This window comes from Thalassospira tepidiphila MCCC 1A03514, from assembly GCF_001662875.1.
Taxonomy (GTDB): Bacteria; Pseudomonadota; Alphaproteobacteria; order Rhodospirillales; family Thalassospiraceae; genus Thalassospira; species Thalassospira tepidiphila.
Map to the genome: position 1 here is coordinate 78,592 of NZ_JPVZ01000011.1, position 16,179 is coordinate 94,770.

Consider the following 16,179-nt stretch of genomic DNA (forward strand, 5'->3'; position numbering starts at 1 on the left):
TTCTTCCCGAAGTTGGGGTCATGGCGAGTTTGCGCAAGGCCCCGGCACACAAGTACCGGGGTGCACAATGCTAGAACCCGGCCTCTTCGTTCCAGGTCCGGCCATCGCGTTCGATCAGGGCGATGGCAGCAGACGGGCCCCACGTTCCGGCGGTATATCCCTTGGGCGTGACATGATTGTTCTGCCACGCATCCTGAATGGCGTCGACCCACTGCCAGGCAATATCCTGTTCATCGCGGCGCACAAACAAGGTGTTGTTGCCATCAATCGCATCCAGCAAAAGACGCTCATAGGCATCCGGGCTGCGGCCGCCAAAGGCCTCGGCAAAGGACAGGTTGAGTGCGGTTGGGCGCAGACGGACAAGCCCCGGCCCCGGGTTCTTGTTATTGAGCACAAGATGGATACCGTCATCCGGTTGCAGGCGCAGGACCAGCTTGTTGGCCTGATAGTTGGTCATGGATTTTGCCAGCGGGAAAATCTGGTGCGGAACGTCACGGAACTGAATGACGATTTCCGAATGACGTTTGGGCAACCGTTTGCCCGTACGCAGATAGAACGGAACGCCAGACCAGCGCCAGTTATCAAGCTCTGCCCGGATCGCGACAAAAGTTTCGGTGGTGCTGTCGGTATTGGCACCTTCCTCTTCGAGGTAACCCGGCACTTCCTTGCCGCCCACAGCGCCCTTGCGGTACTGGCCGCGCACGGTGGAACTGTCGATGTTGCTATCGTTGATCGGCTGAAGGGCTTTGAGCACCTTGACCTTTTCATCGCGGACCGCGTCCTGATCAAGGACATAGGGCGGCTCCATCGCGACAAGGCACAAAAGCTGCAACATATGGTTCTGCACCATATCGCGCATGGCACCGGCATCGTCATAATAGGACCAGCGGCCCTCGACCCCGACTTCCTCGCCGACCGTGATCTGGACGTGATCGATATGCGCGCTGTTCCACAACGGCTCGAACATCGCATTGGCAAAGCGCAGGATCATCAGGTTCTGCACCGTTTCCTTGCCAAGATAGTGGTCGATACGGAAAATCTGGTTTTCCTCGAACACTTCACCGATCTGGCCGTTGATTTCGCGGCAACTGTCAAGATCATGGCCCAGCGGCTTTTCAAGCACGACACGGGAATTCGGCGTCACCAGACCGGCCTTTTTCAGATTAAAGGCCATGTCGGCAAACAGCGACGGACTGGTCGAGAAATAAAAGACGCGATCACGATCAGGCTGATCGGACAGCTTTTCATACAGGACCTTGAACCCGCTTTCATCGCCGGCAGAAACCTGCACATAGGCGATGCGGCTGGCGAACTTCGCCCACGTCTCGGGTTCGAATTCGCCTTTGGGAATGAATTTCTTCCCGGCTTCTTCCAGCTTGGCCCGAAAATCTTCGTCGCTATGTTCGCTGCGCGATGCGCCAAAGATGCGGGTCTCATCATCGAAACGCCCTGTGCGTTCCATTTCATACAGTGCGGGAAAAAGTTTACGTAACGCCAGATCTCCGGTCCCACCGAAAATCACGATATCCGCGATACGATGCTTAAGCCTTTGCCTTTGTTTCATTATGCCCTTAGCCTTCCAACGTTTCCTTCCCGTCGCCAAGGTGGGACCCTGGATCTTGCGATCCTGGCAGACAATCGGGGCACGGCCGATGCCGTGATGCAGAACCGGATTTTCCGATCCCGCCTGTTATTTGTCACCTGACAGGAATATGACACCCGTCTTGATGACCGATGGTCTGTCGCCAAACACCTGACGACCGGAGCCTGACGTCCGGCCCTGCTGTGTCCTGATCAGCAAGGCTAATTCGCCACGATCCTTACGCGCACTGTTACACGATCCATGGGGGCAAGACCACTGCGATCACGCGCGATAGAAGACGTTTTACCGAAATCCGGTTTAACCGTAACAGTTTGTTGCAAAACCACTGCAATTACAGCCGGATTTCCTACATTTTAGGACAGTTGAAACATCGTGCAACAATTTGATTCTGCCAACTCCCCCGCCCGCACTATTTAAACAGTTCGGACGATTTGCATTTGGCGCACGGTTTGTTCCAAAAAACGATCTCTTGGGCCGGTTCAATCGGCGTTTAATTCCCATCAACCAGCGAGAACACAAAAGAACATTGAAACAAGACTCGCGCGGAATCGCTGCTTTCTGCGCCTTTTCGATCTCATTGATCCAAGAAAACCCGTTCTCGTTCCTGTTCTCACCACAAGAATGAGAACATTTGTGAACGAAATTTAATTTATATATATCATATACTTAACATACATTATCCTTCTTTGTTCCAATTTTGTTCTTGCGAGAACAAAATCAGAACAGTATGGTTTCCTCAGACAGATTGAGGAGGACACACCATGCTGAAACTGATCGAGAACCCGACCCGCTTGAACGAGCTTTGCAGCACAGTCGCTGTTGTCGGCAGCACAGGATTTTTCCTGTTTGTGATCGGACTTGGTATGGCCCAGACCCTTCGCGGTCTTGTCTAGGAATTCCCAACACACGTTATTTGTGTTTCTGAGGCCCGGACCATAAGCCACCCAGCTTTTGTCCATCACGGGCGTCTGACCGGCAGGCAACCCCGCACCCAAACCCTGTCCCGCCTGTCGGTCAGACCTTCCCTACGCCCGGTCTTCCCTATGGGCTTCATGGACCGCAATAATGCTTTCCGCATACTCCGCCTACTGGCGCCGCTATTTCCCCAATAGCGGCGCTTTTTTTGATTTGCACGTACCCGGCACCAGATTTACCCCAACAAAAAACATGAGCCTTCCTCACATTCACCTCATCAATCGCCTGCCAAGATCCAACGCTACATGCCAAAAACTTTTTATTGCATCGCAACAGTTTAAGCTGCATTGCAAAATTTCACTCGACAAACCGGCAAAATTTCGTTTGAATCAGGCTGAAAAAAGATAATTCGTCATTTCCTCATACTTTATGGCTATTGCTTGTCTGCGGAACTCAAGTAGGCTTTGAAGCAACAATTGGATTTCAGAACGCTGATTCCCAGATATTGAGCAACGGGCGTCAGATCGGCCAACGGAAATTATTCGTCCCGACCGGAATTCTGAAACAAGCCAAATTACGTGCGCAGGTAAGCTGTGCGCGGATAAAACAGGGTGAAATGCCGTAAACCAGGTCGGTGACCACTTAAACCTTTGTCGGTCACCCGGGAGTGAGAATAAATGCTGTATCACCTTTATGAATTGCAGCACGCCACAATAAGCCCGCTTCGCATGGCCGCAGATGCCAGCAAGAAGTGGCTGCGCAATCCGGCCAATCCAATGTCCTATACCCATCAGGGTCGGGCAGCGGCCGCGGCGTGTGACGTGTTCACGCATATTACCCATCGTTACGGCAAACCGGAATTCGGTCTGGACACGACGGTGATCAACGGTGAAACCGTGCCGGTCACCGAAGAAATCGTCCACAGCGAAGCTTTTTGCAACCTGTTGCATTTCAAGCGCGAAACCGACCATCTGAAAACGCAGCCCGATGACCCGCGCCTGTTGATTGTGGCACCGTTGTCCGGACACTTTTCAACGCTTCTGCGCGGCACGGTCGAAGCACTTCTGCCCGATCATGATGTCTATATCACCGACTGGATTGATGCCCGTCTGGTGCCCGTCCACCTTGGCCATTTCGATCTTGATAGCTATATCGATTATCTGATGCGCTTCCTGCGCAAGCTTGGCCCGAACACGCATATGATGGCCGTTTGCCAGCCATCTGTGCCGGTGGTTGCCGCAGCATCCCTGATGGCAGCAGGCAACGAAGCCTGCCAGCCCGCATCAATGACCCTGATGGGGGGCCCGATTGATACCCGCGAAAACCCGACCGAGGTCAACAAGTTCGCCAAGCAGCATACCCTTGACTGGTTTGAGCAGCATGTAATTTCCCACGTGCCCCTGCCGCATGCAGGTGTGATGCGCCGGGTTTATCCGGGCTTTATGCAGCTTGCCGGCTTCATGAGCATGAACTGGGATCGCCACGTTTCCGCCCATCACGACATGTTCAATCACCTTGTCGAAGGTGACGGCGAAAGTGCCGATGCCAAGCGTCATTTCTATCAGGAATACCTGGCGGTCATGGATATGACGGCCGAGTTTTATCTGCAGACGCTGAAGGTCGTATTCCACGAACACAGCCTGCCCGAAGGTACGATGCGCTGGCAGGGTGTTCCGGTTGATCCATCCGCCATCACCAAAACGGCCCTTCTGACCGTTGAAGGTGAACGTGATGACATTACCGGCATGGGACAGACCCGCGCGGCCCACAAGCTGACCACCAATCTGCCTGACAATATGCGCATGCATCATCTTCAGCAGGGTGTCGGCCATTACGGTGTCTTTAACGGGCGTCGCTGGCGCGAACAGATCAGCCCGCGGATCAAGGAATTCATCCGCCGCCACGATCACGAAGGCAAAGGTGCGCGCAGCGCCCCCAATGTCACGCATATCAACGCGGCCGAATAACACCTAACCGCAACCCCATATCAAAAGCCGCCTGCATAAAAACAGGCGGCTTTTTTTTGGTTTGATCGCAGTACTGCCAACAACAAAAAGGCACAGGTGAACCGCCCTTCGCGGCAACGCGTAAAGTTTTAAACAGCGAAACAACGACTGAGCCCACCATCATGACCAGCTTGACGACATTTGACAGCTTTCCCCAAGACAGCCTTGCCGTCGTCTGCGGCGCAACAGGCGGCATCGGAAAGGCCTTTGTCGATCATTTGCAGGCCAGCGGGCGGTTTTCCGGGGTGATCGCGCTTTCGCGATCCAGCAGTCCTGCCCTTGATTTTGATCGCCCGGAAACCGTCGCCGAATGTGCGGATTATGTCAAAACGGTTGGTGGCGAAGTGCGCCTGATCATTGATGCCACCGGCTATTTGCACGATGAAACCTTCCAGCCGGAAAAATCCCTGCGTCAGATTGATGCCGACTACATGGCCAAGCAGTTTCAGATTAACGCGATTGGCCCGGCGCTTTTGATGAAGCATTTCTGCCCGCTGTTGCCGCGTTCAGGCAAATCGGTGTTTGCCACCCTGTCGGCCAAGGTTGGCAGTATCGGGGATAATCGCATGGGGGGCTGGTATGGGTACCGTGCGGCGAAGGCAGCGCTTAATCAGTTGGTCAAATGCACCGCGATTGAAATCGGGCGGAACAAGCGTGATTGCGTTTGCGTGGCCCTTCATCCCGGCACGGTCGATACCGGCCTTTCCGGCCCGTTTGCCAAATCAGGGCTGAAAGTACAAAGTCCGGACGAGGCGACGGCCAATATGCTGAACGTCATTGATCAGCTTGGTGCCCAGAAATCAGGCGGGTTCTTTGCCTATGATGGTACAGAGCTGCCTTGGTGAGGCGGGCTTAATCAAACAGCTTGGTCAGAAGGGCATGCTGTAACAGGATCACGGTCTTGGCATCGCGGATACGACCATCGGCCATCATCGGAACGATGTCGTCAAAGCCGATCTCAAGCACATGGATATCCTCGCCCTCTTCATGCAGGCCGCCACCATCGCCTTCGCGGTGATCGCGGGTGACTTCGGCAATGAACAAATGCAGACGTTCGGTGACGGATCCCGGGCTCATGAACAGGTCAAAGACCTGGCGGGGCTTTCCGATCTTATAGCCGGTTTCTTCTTCGACCTCGGCAATGACGGCTGAGGCCGGATCACGATCATCAAGCACACCCGCTGGCACTTCGATCAACATGCCGTCTTCGTTGCCATTGACAAAGCTTGGCAGGCGAAACTGACGGGTCAGGATCACTGTGCGATCTTGGCGGTTATAAAGCAGGATGCCCGCGCCATTGCCGCGTTCATAAGCTTCGCGCGTCTGACTTTGCCATGATCCATCTGATCGCTTCAGATCAAAGCTGACGCGATAAAGCCGATACCAGTTATCCGACAGACATTCGATATCACTGACACGGATGTGATCCTGATCGGGAAGAGACCAGCCTTTGGGCAGATCGAACATGATGGCGTCACCGGACTAGCGTTTCAGGAAGGCAGACAGGGTCAAAAGCACGGCATCGGGTTTCTCGGCATGCACCCAGTGGCCAGCGCCCTTGATGCTGGTAAAGGCCGCCTTGGGGAAAAGCGACTTGATGTGATCGCGGTCCTTGGGATCGACATAGTGCGAATTTGCGCCCGAAATAAACAGCACATCACCATCATACTGATCGGCAAGCCCGTCCGTTGGCCAGTCGATGATATCGTCAAGATGATTGGCCATGGCATCAATATTGACCTGCCATGACATAGCACCCGTTTCCTTGTCGGTCGCGACATTCTGGGCAAGGAATTGACGCACGCCTTTTTCCGACACCCCGGAAGACAGGGCGTCTTCGACCTCGGAGCGGCGCGAAATGGTGGAAAAGTCGACATCGCGCATGGCGCTGATATAGCCGCTATAATCATGGTCATAGGAAACCGGCGCAATATCGACCACGACCAGATCGGCAACCAAACCGGCATCGGCCGAAAGGGCAAGCACCATCGATGCTTTGCCGCCCATCGAATGCCCGACCAGATGCACCGGTTTATCAGATACCTCGCCGATCAGTTCGGCCAGATCGGCCGCCATGGCCGGATAGGTCATTTCCGCGTCCCAGTCGGAGCGTCCGTGATTTCGCAAATCAGCAGTGACAACGTGATACTTTTCCGCCAGCCGCCGTGCGATGGCCGTCCAGTTGCGGGCCTGACCAAACAGGCCATGGACAATCACGATGGTGCCGTTGTCACGGTTTTCTTCGCCAAAGGCGTAATGGGCTAGTTTCATAAAGGCCAACTTCTGCACAATTCGAACGGGTTCGATCCCCCTTAATAGCGGTGCAAACTGCGAAGGTGAAGTGCCCAAACAAAAACACCTCCGCAACAACGAGATGCGGAGGCGTTTTTAAGCGTACCGGTTGAACGGTCGCAGGGTGTGGTTGGCAGCGCACTTACGCGCCAGCAGCAACACCACCGTGGGGTTTGTTGTGTGCGCCAAACAGGGCACCAACTTTGCGTACCAGTGCAACAAGCATCTGACGCATAGCCTGTGCACGGAGATGTTCAGCTTCGCGCTGCAGGGCAACCAGGTCATAATCACGATACATTTTCATGTCCGTTTCCTCTTAAAAGCATCCGGCGTTGTTCCCGCCGGGGTTTCGCTGTGTGTTTCGTTAAACCCGGTGTACGCCTGTTTGATCATACCGACGAGAAGAGTTTTATCACCCCAAACATGCACTCAACGCATACCTATGACTGGCAATGAGATAATTTCGTCATGCACATTTCACATATTTGTATCATGACAAATAAGGCGTTCGTTTTGCTCACATTTTCATGTTTGGAAACCCTCAACATCTAGCCAAACCTATGAAGATCCTAATATGAAGATTCTCTGCCCGACGGTATTTCAAGTCCTGCGCAGAAGAAAAATCATCGAAAAATACTTGGTGCAGATCGATTTTTCGCCAAATGCGGTCAAAATTGCGGATATTTTCGCCAGAGTCACACCACACAATTTTGCATAGCTCATCAAAAAGCAGAAAACGGCAATACCCGATCAGGATATTGCCGTTTTACGATCCGCCTATATGGGGGCTCTTTACACGCTGTCAGATGCCCGACTTAAGGGCGTAATTGAGGTATTTGGGCTCAAGATATTCCTCAAGCCCCCAATGACCGCCTTCGCGGCCCTGACCACTTTCCTTGACCCCGCCAAACGGCGCACCTTCGTGGCTGGTGGTGCCATCATTGATGCCGACCACACCGACTTCCAGACGATCGGCAAGCCGTTGGATACGCCCGATATCGCGACTGTAGATATAAGAAGACAGTCCGGTGCGCACCCGATTGGCAAGTGTGATCACATCATCTTCGGTGCCAAACCGATAGATCGGCGCCACCGGGGCAAACAGTTCCTCGTCAAAGCAATCTGCATCATCGGGCACATCGGTCATTACAAGTGGCCGCGTGAAAAAGCCTTCCTCGGGCAAGGCCGCACCATAGATCAGGTTTGCACCGCGTTTTTGGGCATCGGCAACAAGGCGTTCGACCTTCGCCACCGCCTGACGGTTGATCAGTGGCCCCAATTCCGTGCCAGGCACAAATCCATTGCCGATGGTCTGTGCCTTGCTGGCGGCAACGAACTTTTCGACAAAGGCATCATAGACACCGTCCTGGACGAAAATGCGGTTGGCACAAACGCAGGTCTGGCCACTGTTGCGGAACTTTGAAATCATCGCGCCTGCAACGGCCGCATCAAGATCGGCATCGTCCATGACGATAAAGGGCGCATTACCGCCAAGTTCCAGCGACAGTTTTTTCATCGTCGGCGCGCACTGTTCCATCAACCGTTTGCCCACCGAGGTTGAACCGGTGAAGGACAACATCCGAACGCGCTGATCGCCTGTCAGGGCCTCGCCTATCGGGTGGGGCAAACCGGTCACGACGTTAAACACACCGGGCGGAAAACCGGCCTGTTCGGCAAGTTTGGCGGCTGCCAATGCCGAAAGCGGGGTATCCTCGGCCGGTTTGACAATCACGGTACAGCCTGCCGCCAATGCCGGCGCACATTTGCGCACCACCATGGTCAGCGGAAAATTCCAGGGCGTGATCGCCGCGACCACACCTACTGGGTGTTTTTGCACAACAACGCGACGATCGCGCTGGGTTGCGGGCATGGTTTGACCATATGCACGCTTGGCTTCTTCGCCATACCATTCGGCATAGGCAATCGCACCGACCACTTCGCGCAGCGCCTGATCAAGCGGTTTTCCCTGTTCAAGGGTGATCAGGGCAGCGAGGTCTTCTTGATGGGTTTCAAGCAAGTCACGCCAGCGGCGCAAGATATCTGCCCGTTCGCGTGCCAGCATGCGCGACCATGCCGGAAAGGCCGCGTGGGCCGCATCAATTGCCTGCCGGGCCTCGGATGTGCGCATAAACGGCACTGTGCCAATCACGTCACCCTTTGCCGGGTCGATTACGTCCAGCGTTTCACGACTGTCGGCCGCCCGCCATTCCCCGTTGATATAGGCATGTTTAAGGTTCCAGTCGCGGATAAGGGCGCGCGCACGCGCGCGTCCCTCGCGAATAAGGGTCTCATTGGCCTGCGGATCCGGGGCGGATGATGCGGAGGGTGAATTATTCCGGGTGGCAGCGGACATGGGCGGGACTTCCTTGGCACGCAACAACAAAAATTTTGGTGATCACGCGCTTGTGATTACAGTTTCGGGGGCACTGCTGGGACACTAAGCCTTGCGGCGGGCTAATGGCAATAACGTGCTTACATCTCAATATAAAAAACTAAACTGAACGCTGCACTCAGAGAGACACTTTAACGCGTTTTGGAGAGAGAACCCAAGATGAAGAAGCTCCTTTTTGCCGGTCTCCTCGGCACGATCATAACTGCAGGTGCCGCATTCCCGATGATGGCACAGGCCGATGAAGCATCCGACAACGCCGCGGTTGAAAACCGCAAGATGCTGATGGATGGCATCGGCGGCGCGATGGGCACACTTGGCTGCTATATGAAGGGCGAATGCACCCTGCCCGATCCGGTTCTGGCCAACTTGGCCAAGGGCATTGCGTTTTCGGCGGGTGCCGCCCCGGCAGCGTTTGAACCGCAAACCCCGGATGCATCCGTCAAGACCACGGCAAGTGCCGATATCTGGACCAACTGGGATGATTTCTCTGGTCGCTTCCCGGAAATGAAGCAGGCTGCGCTTGCGCTGGCCGATGCCGTTGGCGACAAGGGTGCGATGGGCGCTGCGATGGGCAATCTTGGCAAATCCTGCAAAGGTTGCCACGACGAGTTCCGCACCAAGTAAAATTTGATCTTGCGGCCCCACCCGATCATGGGGTTTTCTGGGAAATCAAAAAGGCCAACGCTCCATCAAGCGAACGTTGGCCTTTGTCATTATTATCCGCGGCCCTGAACTAACAGCGCGCCAGCGTCACACCGCCCCACACCACAAGCGCACAGATAATCAGGATCACAATTCCCAGCACGGGTGAGGCAAACCGGATATTTGCAAAGCGCCCCGCCAGTTCGACCGGCACGCGGCGGGTGCCAATCACAATCGCCCGGATCAGGTTTTCACGCTTTACGACCAGATAAAACAGCGCGGCAAAGACATGTAGCCCGACGGCCCCATAGATCAGGTTGATATTGGTGTGATGGATCCAGTTCATGGTGCTGGCAAAATCGGAACTGACATAAGCCACCAGCGGCCCGTCAAAGAACAGGAAGGTATCCTCGCTGGCAAACAGGCCAGATACCGCTTGCACCCCGACCAGCAAGATCATGACCAAAACCATCCAGCCCCCGGCCGGGTTATGCCCGGTATATGTCAGTTCAGAGGTCGAACCCTTGGGCAATTTTCCGAGATAACCGATCACATGGCGTGGACCGGTCAGGAAATCAGCAAAGCGGGCATTTGAGCTGCCAACAAAGCCCCAGATGATGCGAAAGATCACAAGCGCAAGCACGCTGTAACCGGCGATGGCATGGATATCAATCATCACCTGACGATTGCTCCACCAGGCCGTGACAATGGCAACGACAAGAGCCCAATGAAACAGGCGAACCGGGAAATCCCAAAGTTTGACTTTCTTTTCGTCTGCGGACGGGGTGCTCATCGGGTCTCTCTCTTTGCACGAACAGGGGTTATTCAATTGCGAAAAATATCGCACAGCAGTTTCCGTCAAGAAACTTAAAGACAGATCAATTTTCCATACCGTACGATTTTTCCGTGAACCGCGCGTCAACCAATGGTTGCCACATTACCGAAACCTAAAACTTTGCGAATTGCCAATTCTTTAATTGAAAATCATTCTCACAAGCAGTATCAATTGGCGAAAGCAAAGTGATCAGGGTCACAGTTCCTGTGCGCGTCCATTCTTTGGGCGTGACGGATTTTCACCTTGATCGACGGGGCTTTTGCCCTTGGCTCACCATTCAGGGATAGATGGGAACTCCTATGAAGATCGCAAAGATTCTGGGTACGGCCGCACTGGTCACTACCCTTGGCGCGCAGGCATATGCCGCACCGGCTGCCAAAGACGTGCTGACCACTTATGCCGATATCGCGCATGCCGGTTACGAAGATTCACTGATCACCGCCAAGGAACTGCAGGCGGCGATTGATGAGCTGGTTGCAAATCCGTCGGCCTCGACCTTTGATGCCGCGAAATCCGCATGGCTGGCGTCGCGCGCACCCTATCAGCAGACCGAAGTTTACCGTTTCGGCAACGCGATTGTTGATGACTGGGAAGGCAAGGTTAATGCCTGGCCGCTTGATGAAGGTCTGATCGACTATGTAGAAACCGGCCTTTACGGCGAAGAAAGCGAAGAAAACCCGGCTTATACCGCCAATGTTATTGCCAACCCGACCCTGACCATCTCGGGCGAAACCATTGATGCCTCGACCATTGATGCTGCTTTGCTTGAAAGCCTGCATGAAATTGACGACGTCGAAGCAAACGTTGCCACCGGCTACCACGCGATTGAGTTCCTTCTTTGGGGGCAGGACCTCAATGGGACCGATGCCGGTGCCGGTGAACGTAAATGGACCGACTATGCATCGGGTGATGCCTGCACCAATGGCAATTGCGACCGTCGTGGTGAATACCTTCAGGCGGCAGTTGATCTGATGGTTTCCGATCTTGAATGGATGACCGCGCAGTGGGCCGAAGGCGGCGAAGCACGCGAAACCGTTCTTGAAGGTGATGGCGTTCCGGGCCTGACCGCGATTGTGACCGGCATGGGTTCGCTGTCTTATGGCGAACTGGGCGGCGAGCGTACCAAGCTTGGCCTGCTGCTGCATGATCCGGAAGAAGAGCATGACTGCTTCTCGGATAACACCCACAACAGCCACTTCTATGACGCGCTGGGCATCCAGAACGTTTACCTTGGCCGTTACACCCGTGTTGATGGTTCGGTCGTTGAAGGTTCGTCGCTGTCTGATCTGGTTGCGGCCAATGACGCGGCACTGGATACCGAACTGCGCGCCAAGCTGGCGGCATCGGTTGTTGCCGGTAAAGTCATGGTCACCCGCGCACAGGGCGGCGAAGCCTTTGATCAGCTGATTGCCATGGGCAACGAAGATGGCAATGCCGTCGTTCAGGCCTTTGTTGATGCGCTTGTCGATCAGACCAAATCGATCGAACAGATCATTGCCGCGGTCGGCATTGATGGTATCGAGTTCGAAGGTTCCGACAGCCTCGACAACCCGGCTGCTGTCAACTAATCCTGATCATCAGGCACCTGCCTGACTGTGAACGGCGGGGGATGAATTCTCCCGCCGTTTTGCTTTGACCCCGAACTAGAAGACTTCCATGAACCGTCCCGCACGTACTTCTATGTTTTCACGCCTGTTCTGGATGGCCGCAATTGGCTTTGCCATGACACCTGTCGCGCTTCATGCAGAAGCGTCCGGCAACCCAGCCCTGCCAGGCGGTGACACAAGCTCGACCGGGGCAAAGGGGCGCAATGCCTTCATGCACCAGTCAGCCAACATGAGCTTTGAAAAGCGGCTTGATTTCAAGCTGGGGGAAGCCCTTTTTCAAAGATTATGGGTCACCGCCCCGACCCGCACCAAGGCGGCAGACGGATTGGGTCCACTGTTTAATTCACGCGCCTGCAGCGGATGCCATATCCGCAATGGGCGCGGTCATCCGGTTGATGAAAATGATAACGAGGCCGGGGCAACGTCGATGTTGCTGCGCCTGTCCATCCCGCCGAAAACCGCCGCGCAACTCCGCGAACATCTGGATGGCAAGCTGGCCACCCTTCCCGACCCGGTTTACGGCGGCCAGTTTCAGGATTTCTCGATCCCCGGCATTCAGGCCGAAGGACGGGTCAAGGTGACCTATACAACAACCGACGTTCTCTTGGCCGGGGGTGAGACGGTTACCTTGCGCAACCCAACGTATGAAATGACCGATCTGGCCTATGGGCCGCTGCATCCCGATATCATGGTGTCCCCGCGCCTTGCCCCGCCGATGATCGGGCTTGGGCTGCTGGAAGCCATTCCTGACAGCACCTTGATCGCGGCCAGCGATCCGCAGGATGAAGACGGCGACGGCATATCCGGGCGGCTTAATCAGGTCTGGGACATTGCCAAATCAGAAATGGCGATTGGCCGGTTTGGCTGGAAGGCCGGGATGCCGACCCTTGATCAGCAAAACCAGAATGCGTTCCAGTTTGATATCGGCCTTTCCACCCCGCTTTATCCAAATGCCAGCGGCGATTGCACGGCTGCGCAAACAGATTGCATCAATGCGCCCGATGGCAATGACGAAGAATTCGAGGGGCTGGAAGTCCATTCGGTGATGACCGATCTGGTGCTGTATTACGCGCGCAACATCGCCCCGCCAGCCCGCCCGAATGCCAATGATGCGGACGTTTTGGCGGGCGAAAAGATCTTTGACGCAATCGGCTGTGCATCCTGCCACACGCCGCGTTACGCGTTACCCGAACGTGCCGACATGCCCGAACAGTCCGGGCAGATCATCTGGCCCTATACGGACTTGTTGCTTCATGACATGGGCGACGGCCTTGCAGATCATCGGCCAGAGGCGCAAGCATCGGGCAGTGAATGGCGCACGCCCCCGCTTTGGGGGATTGGCCGCGCGCAAGAGATTGATCCACGTGCCCGCTTCCTGCATGACGGCCGGGCGAGAACCATTCTTGAAGCGATCCTGTGGCATGGGGGCGAGGCCGAAAACGCCCGCGATGCAGTCACAAAGCTGCCACCATCGGAGCGCAGTCAATTGTTGGCATTTCTAAAGTCATTGTGACGCGGTATATGTCGCAAGACCGAATACCAAACCAGATACCAAATCACGTGAATATCGGGATAAGTCATATGTTCTGCAAACCGAGCTGGCGCACCTTGTTGCTTTCGACCACCACCGTTCTTGCTGTTGGTGTGATCAGCCCCGGTGCCCGTGCCGATATTCCCGATGAAAACTATCAACCGGTTCTGGCGCACTTGCTGGGCACCGTGATGCCACCCAAGCTTGATGACTTCCACGCGGCAACGGAAAATCTGACCAGCGAGTTCAAGGATTTCTGCTCAGATCCGGATAAGAGCGGACTTGAAGGCACCCAAGCGGCCTTTCACGCGGCGATGGATATCTGGCAGGAAATTCAGCCCTGGCGCATGGGGCCGCTGGTTGCCAATGGGCGTGATCAGCATATCGAATACTGGCCAGACAAACATGGTACGGCGGCGCGTCAGTTCCGCAAGCTGATGTTTGATAAACCGGCCGCCTATACCGATCCCGAAAAACTTTCTGGCGCCAGTGCAGCGCTTCAGGGTTTCCCGGCGTTGGAAGAAGTCCTGTTTGCCGATGATCATGGCGATCAGATGATTGCTGCCAATGAAGATGGCGTGTTCCTGTGCCAGTACGGCACGGCAATTGCCACCAACCTTGGTACGCTTTCGGGCGAATTGCAGGCCGAATGGCCGGAATTTGCCACGGCAATGGAAAATGCCGGACCGGACAGCATGGATTATCCCACTGCCAAGTTTGCTGCGACCGATCTGTATCGTGCCCTGCATGAAGGGCTTTTGATCATCTCAAGCCAGAAGCTTGCCCGTCCGCTTGGCGATGGCGAGGAGGACGCCAGTGCAGGCCGCGCGGAAAGCCCGATCTCGGAACGATCGCTTCGTAATATCGAACATAACCTGATTGGTCTGTTTGCCATCTATGACGGCACATGGGGGGATGTCGACGAAGAAGGCAAAGGCCTTGCCGCCCTGATTGATAACAGCCTGCTGGATCGGTCGTTCAAGCTTAACTGGCAGACTGTTGGCGACACAGTGGCAGAGCTGCCGCCCTCTGTTGCCGAGGTGCTGGAACAGCCCGATGGTTATGCCGCACTGACAGACCTTAAGGGGCAGATTGATTTCCTTACCACGCTTGTTGAAAACGATGTCGGCGGCAATACCCAGCTTGGTGGCGGCTTTAACGCGCTCGATGGTGACTAGGGCCCAGACGGCAGGAGATCAAAGATGGCATATCAACGTCGCAGCTTCCTGAAACTCATGGGTGTTGGCGGGGCTTTCACCCTGTTACCAGTGGGCCTTGCCCGTGCGGCAACCACGCCCAACCCCGAAGACCGCGCGGTTTATATCTCGGCCAGCGCCGGGGATGATGGCGATTATTATGTCAGCGCGTTTAATGCTTCGGGCAAAATCCTGTTTGAGCAGCCCCTGCCCGGCCGTGGCCATGATATCGGCCTGCGTCCCGACCATGTTGATGTCGCAGCCGTCGAACGCCGTCCGGGGCTTTATGGCCTGATCCTGGATCGCCATACCGGGGATGTGCGCGCCAAACTGCATTGCCCGGAAGACCGTCGGTTTTATGGCCATGCGATCTATTCCAATGATGGCCGTTATCTTTACATCACCGAAAACGACTTTGATCATGCCCGCGGGGTTGTTTCCGTGTGGGATGCCGAGGATGGATATCGCCGGGTGGCGGAGTTTGACAGCTTTGGTACCGGTCCGCATGAATTGCATCTGATGCCGGATGGCGAACATCTGGTGATTGCCAATGGCGGATTGCACACCCATCCCGATCGGGACGGGCGCACACCGCTTAATATCAGCTCGATGCAACCCAACCTGTCGATCATTGATCGGCGCACTGGCAAGCTTGTTCACCAGGCAGCGCTGAAGCATGACTGGCACAAACTTTCGATCCGCCATCTTGATGTGTCCGCCAACGGCACGATTGCCGCAGGCTTTCAGTATCAGGGCGATCTGACCAATCAGGTGCCCCTTGTCGGGATCTGGCAACCGGGATCAGACATCCGCCCGATTGAGGCCCCGGATACGGTTCAGTACCGCATGCGGCAATATTGCGGGTCAGTGCGATTTGATGCGTCGGGCCAGGTGTTTGGCATTTCCTGTCCGCGTGGCGGGCTTGTGACCTTCTGGGATGCGCAAACCAATGACTTCCTGACCCATATCGCCGCCCCGGATGGCTGCGGACTTGCCGCAACGGATCGGGCCGGTGAGTTTGTTGGCACTAGTGGCCTTGGCAATGGCTGGCGAATGGATGCGATTCGTCGCAAACGGGTCGAACTGCCCGACGATTCCTTGAAATCGCAGCACTGGGACAATCATTTACGCCGGATTATTGCCTGAACCAACCCGACGAT

The 16,179-nt window shown here is 55.2% G+C and carries 14 protein-coding genes; 8 read left to right on the plus strand and 6 right to left on the minus strand.

Annotated elements, in window-relative coordinates:
• Positions 1–70 precede the first annotated feature (70 nt).
• A complete protein-coding gene (gene zwf, locus TH4_RS18340; protein WP_063090213.1) occupies positions 71–1,564 on the minus strand; it encodes a glucose-6-phosphate dehydrogenase in 1,494 nt (497 codons plus the stop codon).
• Positions 1,565–2,364: 800 nt separating this feature from the next.
• Here zwf and TH4_RS20985 point away from each other — a divergent pair.
• The 3 genes from TH4_RS20985 (at position 2,365) to TH4_RS18350 (ending at position 5,369) form a co-directional block, all read left to right on the plus strand.
• A complete protein-coding gene (locus tag TH4_RS20985; protein WP_255356223.1) occupies positions 2,365–2,496 on the plus strand; it encodes a hypothetical protein in 132 nt (43 codons plus the stop codon).
• 699 nt (positions 2,497–3,195) lie between these two features.
• The gene (locus tag TH4_RS18345) at positions 3,196–4,485 is read left to right on the plus strand and encodes a polyhydroxyalkanoate depolymerase (RefSeq protein ID WP_008892138.1); all 1,290 of its coding nucleotides are present in this window, start codon (positions 3,196–3,198) and stop codon (positions 4,483–4,485) included.
• 161 nt (positions 4,486–4,646) lie between these two features.
• Complete coding sequence (locus tag TH4_RS18350; RefSeq protein ID WP_064782269.1) at positions 4,647–5,369, plus strand: SDR family oxidoreductase; 723 nt, start codon at positions 4,647–4,649, stop codon at positions 5,367–5,369.
• A 7-nt stretch (positions 5,370–5,376) separates the two neighbouring features.
• On the opposite strand, the gene TH4_RS18355 is transcribed toward TH4_RS18350, so the two are convergent.
• From TH4_RS18355 to TH4_RS18365, 4 genes are all read right to left on the minus strand, one after another.
• The gene (locus TH4_RS18355; RefSeq protein WP_064782270.1) at positions 5,377–5,991 is read right to left on the minus strand and encodes an NUDIX domain-containing protein; all 615 of its coding nucleotides are present in this window, start codon (positions 5,989–5,991) and stop codon (positions 5,377–5,379) included.
• Between the two features lie 15 nt (positions 5,992–6,006).
• Positions 6,007–6,795 carry an alpha/beta fold hydrolase gene (locus TH4_RS18360; RefSeq protein ID WP_064782271.1) on the minus strand — a complete coding sequence of 263 codons (789 nt, stop codon included), beginning with the start codon at positions 6,793–6,795 and terminating at the stop codon, positions 6,007–6,009.
• 163 nt (positions 6,796–6,958) lie between these two features.
• Complete coding sequence (locus TH4_RS20725; protein WP_157088485.1) at positions 6,959–7,120, minus strand: RSP_7527 family protein; 162 nt, start codon at positions 7,118–7,120, stop codon at positions 6,959–6,961.
• A 498-nt stretch (positions 7,121–7,618) separates the two neighbouring features.
• Complete coding sequence (locus TH4_RS18365) at positions 7,619–9,169, minus strand: NAD-dependent succinate-semialdehyde dehydrogenase (protein ID WP_209272169.1); 1,551 nt, start codon at positions 9,167–9,169, stop codon at positions 7,619–7,621.
• Between the two features lie 198 nt (positions 9,170–9,367).
• Here TH4_RS18365 and TH4_RS18370 point away from each other — a divergent pair, with 198 nt between their 5' ends.
• On the plus strand, positions 9,368–9,832 hold the full coding sequence (locus tag TH4_RS18370) for a c-type cytochrome (RefSeq protein ID WP_064782272.1): 465 nt from the start codon (positions 9,368–9,370) through the stop codon (positions 9,830–9,832).
• 109 nt (positions 9,833–9,941) lie between these two features.
• On the opposite strand, the gene TH4_RS18375 is transcribed toward TH4_RS18370, so the two are convergent.
• Entirely contained in the window at positions 9,942–10,643 is a 702-nt protein-coding gene (locus tag TH4_RS18375) for a cytochrome b/b6 domain-containing protein (protein WP_064782273.1), read from the minus strand.
• Between the two features lie 341 nt (positions 10,644–10,984).
• Here TH4_RS18375 and TH4_RS18380 point away from each other — a divergent pair, with 341 nt between their 5' ends.
• The 4 genes from TH4_RS18380 (at position 10,985) to TH4_RS18395 (ending at position 16,165) form a co-directional block, all read left to right on the plus strand.
• Positions 10,985–12,253 carry an imelysin family protein gene (locus TH4_RS18380; RefSeq protein WP_064782274.1) on the plus strand — a complete coding sequence of 423 codons (1,269 nt, stop codon included), beginning with the start codon at positions 10,985–10,987 and terminating at the stop codon, positions 12,251–12,253.
• 88 nt (positions 12,254–12,341) lie between these two features.
• On the plus strand, positions 12,342–13,805 hold the full coding sequence (locus TH4_RS18385) for a di-heme oxidoreductase family protein (RefSeq protein ID WP_064782275.1): 1,464 nt from the start codon (positions 12,342–12,344) through the stop codon (positions 13,803–13,805).
• A gap of 68 nt (positions 13,806–13,873) precedes the next feature.
• The gene (locus tag TH4_RS18390) at positions 13,874–15,001 is read left to right on the plus strand and encodes an imelysin family protein (RefSeq protein WP_064782276.1); all 1,128 of its coding nucleotides are present in this window, start codon (positions 13,874–13,876) and stop codon (positions 14,999–15,001) included.
• A gap of 24 nt (positions 15,002–15,025) precedes the next feature.
• Positions 15,026–16,165, plus strand: a complete 1,140-nt coding sequence (locus TH4_RS18395; protein WP_064782277.1) for a DUF1513 domain-containing protein — start codon at positions 15,026–15,028, stop codon at positions 16,163–16,165.
• Positions 16,166–16,179: the final 14 nt, after the last annotated feature.

What these genes read in the sequence shown, in the direction of transcription:
- zwf (WP_063090213.1), bottom strand. Translation starts at nt 1,564, where the DNA reads ATGAAACAAAGGCAAAGGCTTAAGCATCGTATCGCGGATATCGTGATT.
- TH4_RS20985 (WP_255356223.1), top strand. Translation starts at nt 2,365, where the DNA reads ATGCTGAAACTGATCGAGAACCCGACCCGCTTGAACGAGCTTTGCAGC.
- TH4_RS18345 (WP_008892138.1), top strand. Translation starts at nt 3,196, where the DNA reads ATGCTGTATCACCTTTATGAATTGCAGCACGCCACAATAAGCCCGCTT.
- TH4_RS18350 (WP_064782269.1), top strand. Translation starts at nt 4,647, where the DNA reads ATGACCAGCTTGACGACATTTGACAGCTTTCCCCAAGACAGCCTTGCC.
- TH4_RS18355 (WP_064782270.1), bottom strand. Translation starts at nt 5,991, where the DNA reads ATGTTCGATCTGCCCAAAGGCTGGTCTCTTCCCGATCAGGATCACATC.
- TH4_RS18360 (WP_064782271.1), bottom strand. Translation starts at nt 6,795, where the DNA reads ATGAAACTAGCCCATTACGCCTTTGGCGAAGAAAACCGTGACAACGGC.
- TH4_RS20725 (WP_157088485.1), bottom strand. Translation starts at nt 7,120, where the DNA reads ATGAAAATGTATCGTGATTATGACCTGGTTGCCCTGCAGCGCGAAGCT.
- TH4_RS18365 (WP_209272169.1), bottom strand. Translation starts at nt 9,169, where the DNA reads ATGTCCGCTGCCACCCGGAATAATTCACCCTCCGCATCATCCGCCCCG.
- TH4_RS18370 (WP_064782272.1), top strand. Translation starts at nt 9,368, where the DNA reads ATGAAGAAGCTCCTTTTTGCCGGTCTCCTCGGCACGATCATAACTGCA.
- TH4_RS18375 (WP_064782273.1), bottom strand. Translation starts at nt 10,643, where the DNA reads ATGAGCACCCCGTCCGCAGACGAAAAGAAAGTCAAACTTTGGGATTTC.
- TH4_RS18380 (WP_064782274.1), top strand. Translation starts at nt 10,985, where the DNA reads ATGAAGATCGCAAAGATTCTGGGTACGGCCGCACTGGTCACTACCCTT.
- TH4_RS18385 (WP_064782275.1), top strand. Translation starts at nt 12,342, where the DNA reads ATGAACCGTCCCGCACGTACTTCTATGTTTTCACGCCTGTTCTGGATG.
- TH4_RS18390 (WP_064782276.1), top strand. Translation starts at nt 13,874, where the DNA reads ATGTTCTGCAAACCGAGCTGGCGCACCTTGTTGCTTTCGACCACCACC.
- TH4_RS18395 (WP_064782277.1), top strand. Translation starts at nt 15,026, where the DNA reads ATGGCATATCAACGTCGCAGCTTCCTGAAACTCATGGGTGTTGGCGGG.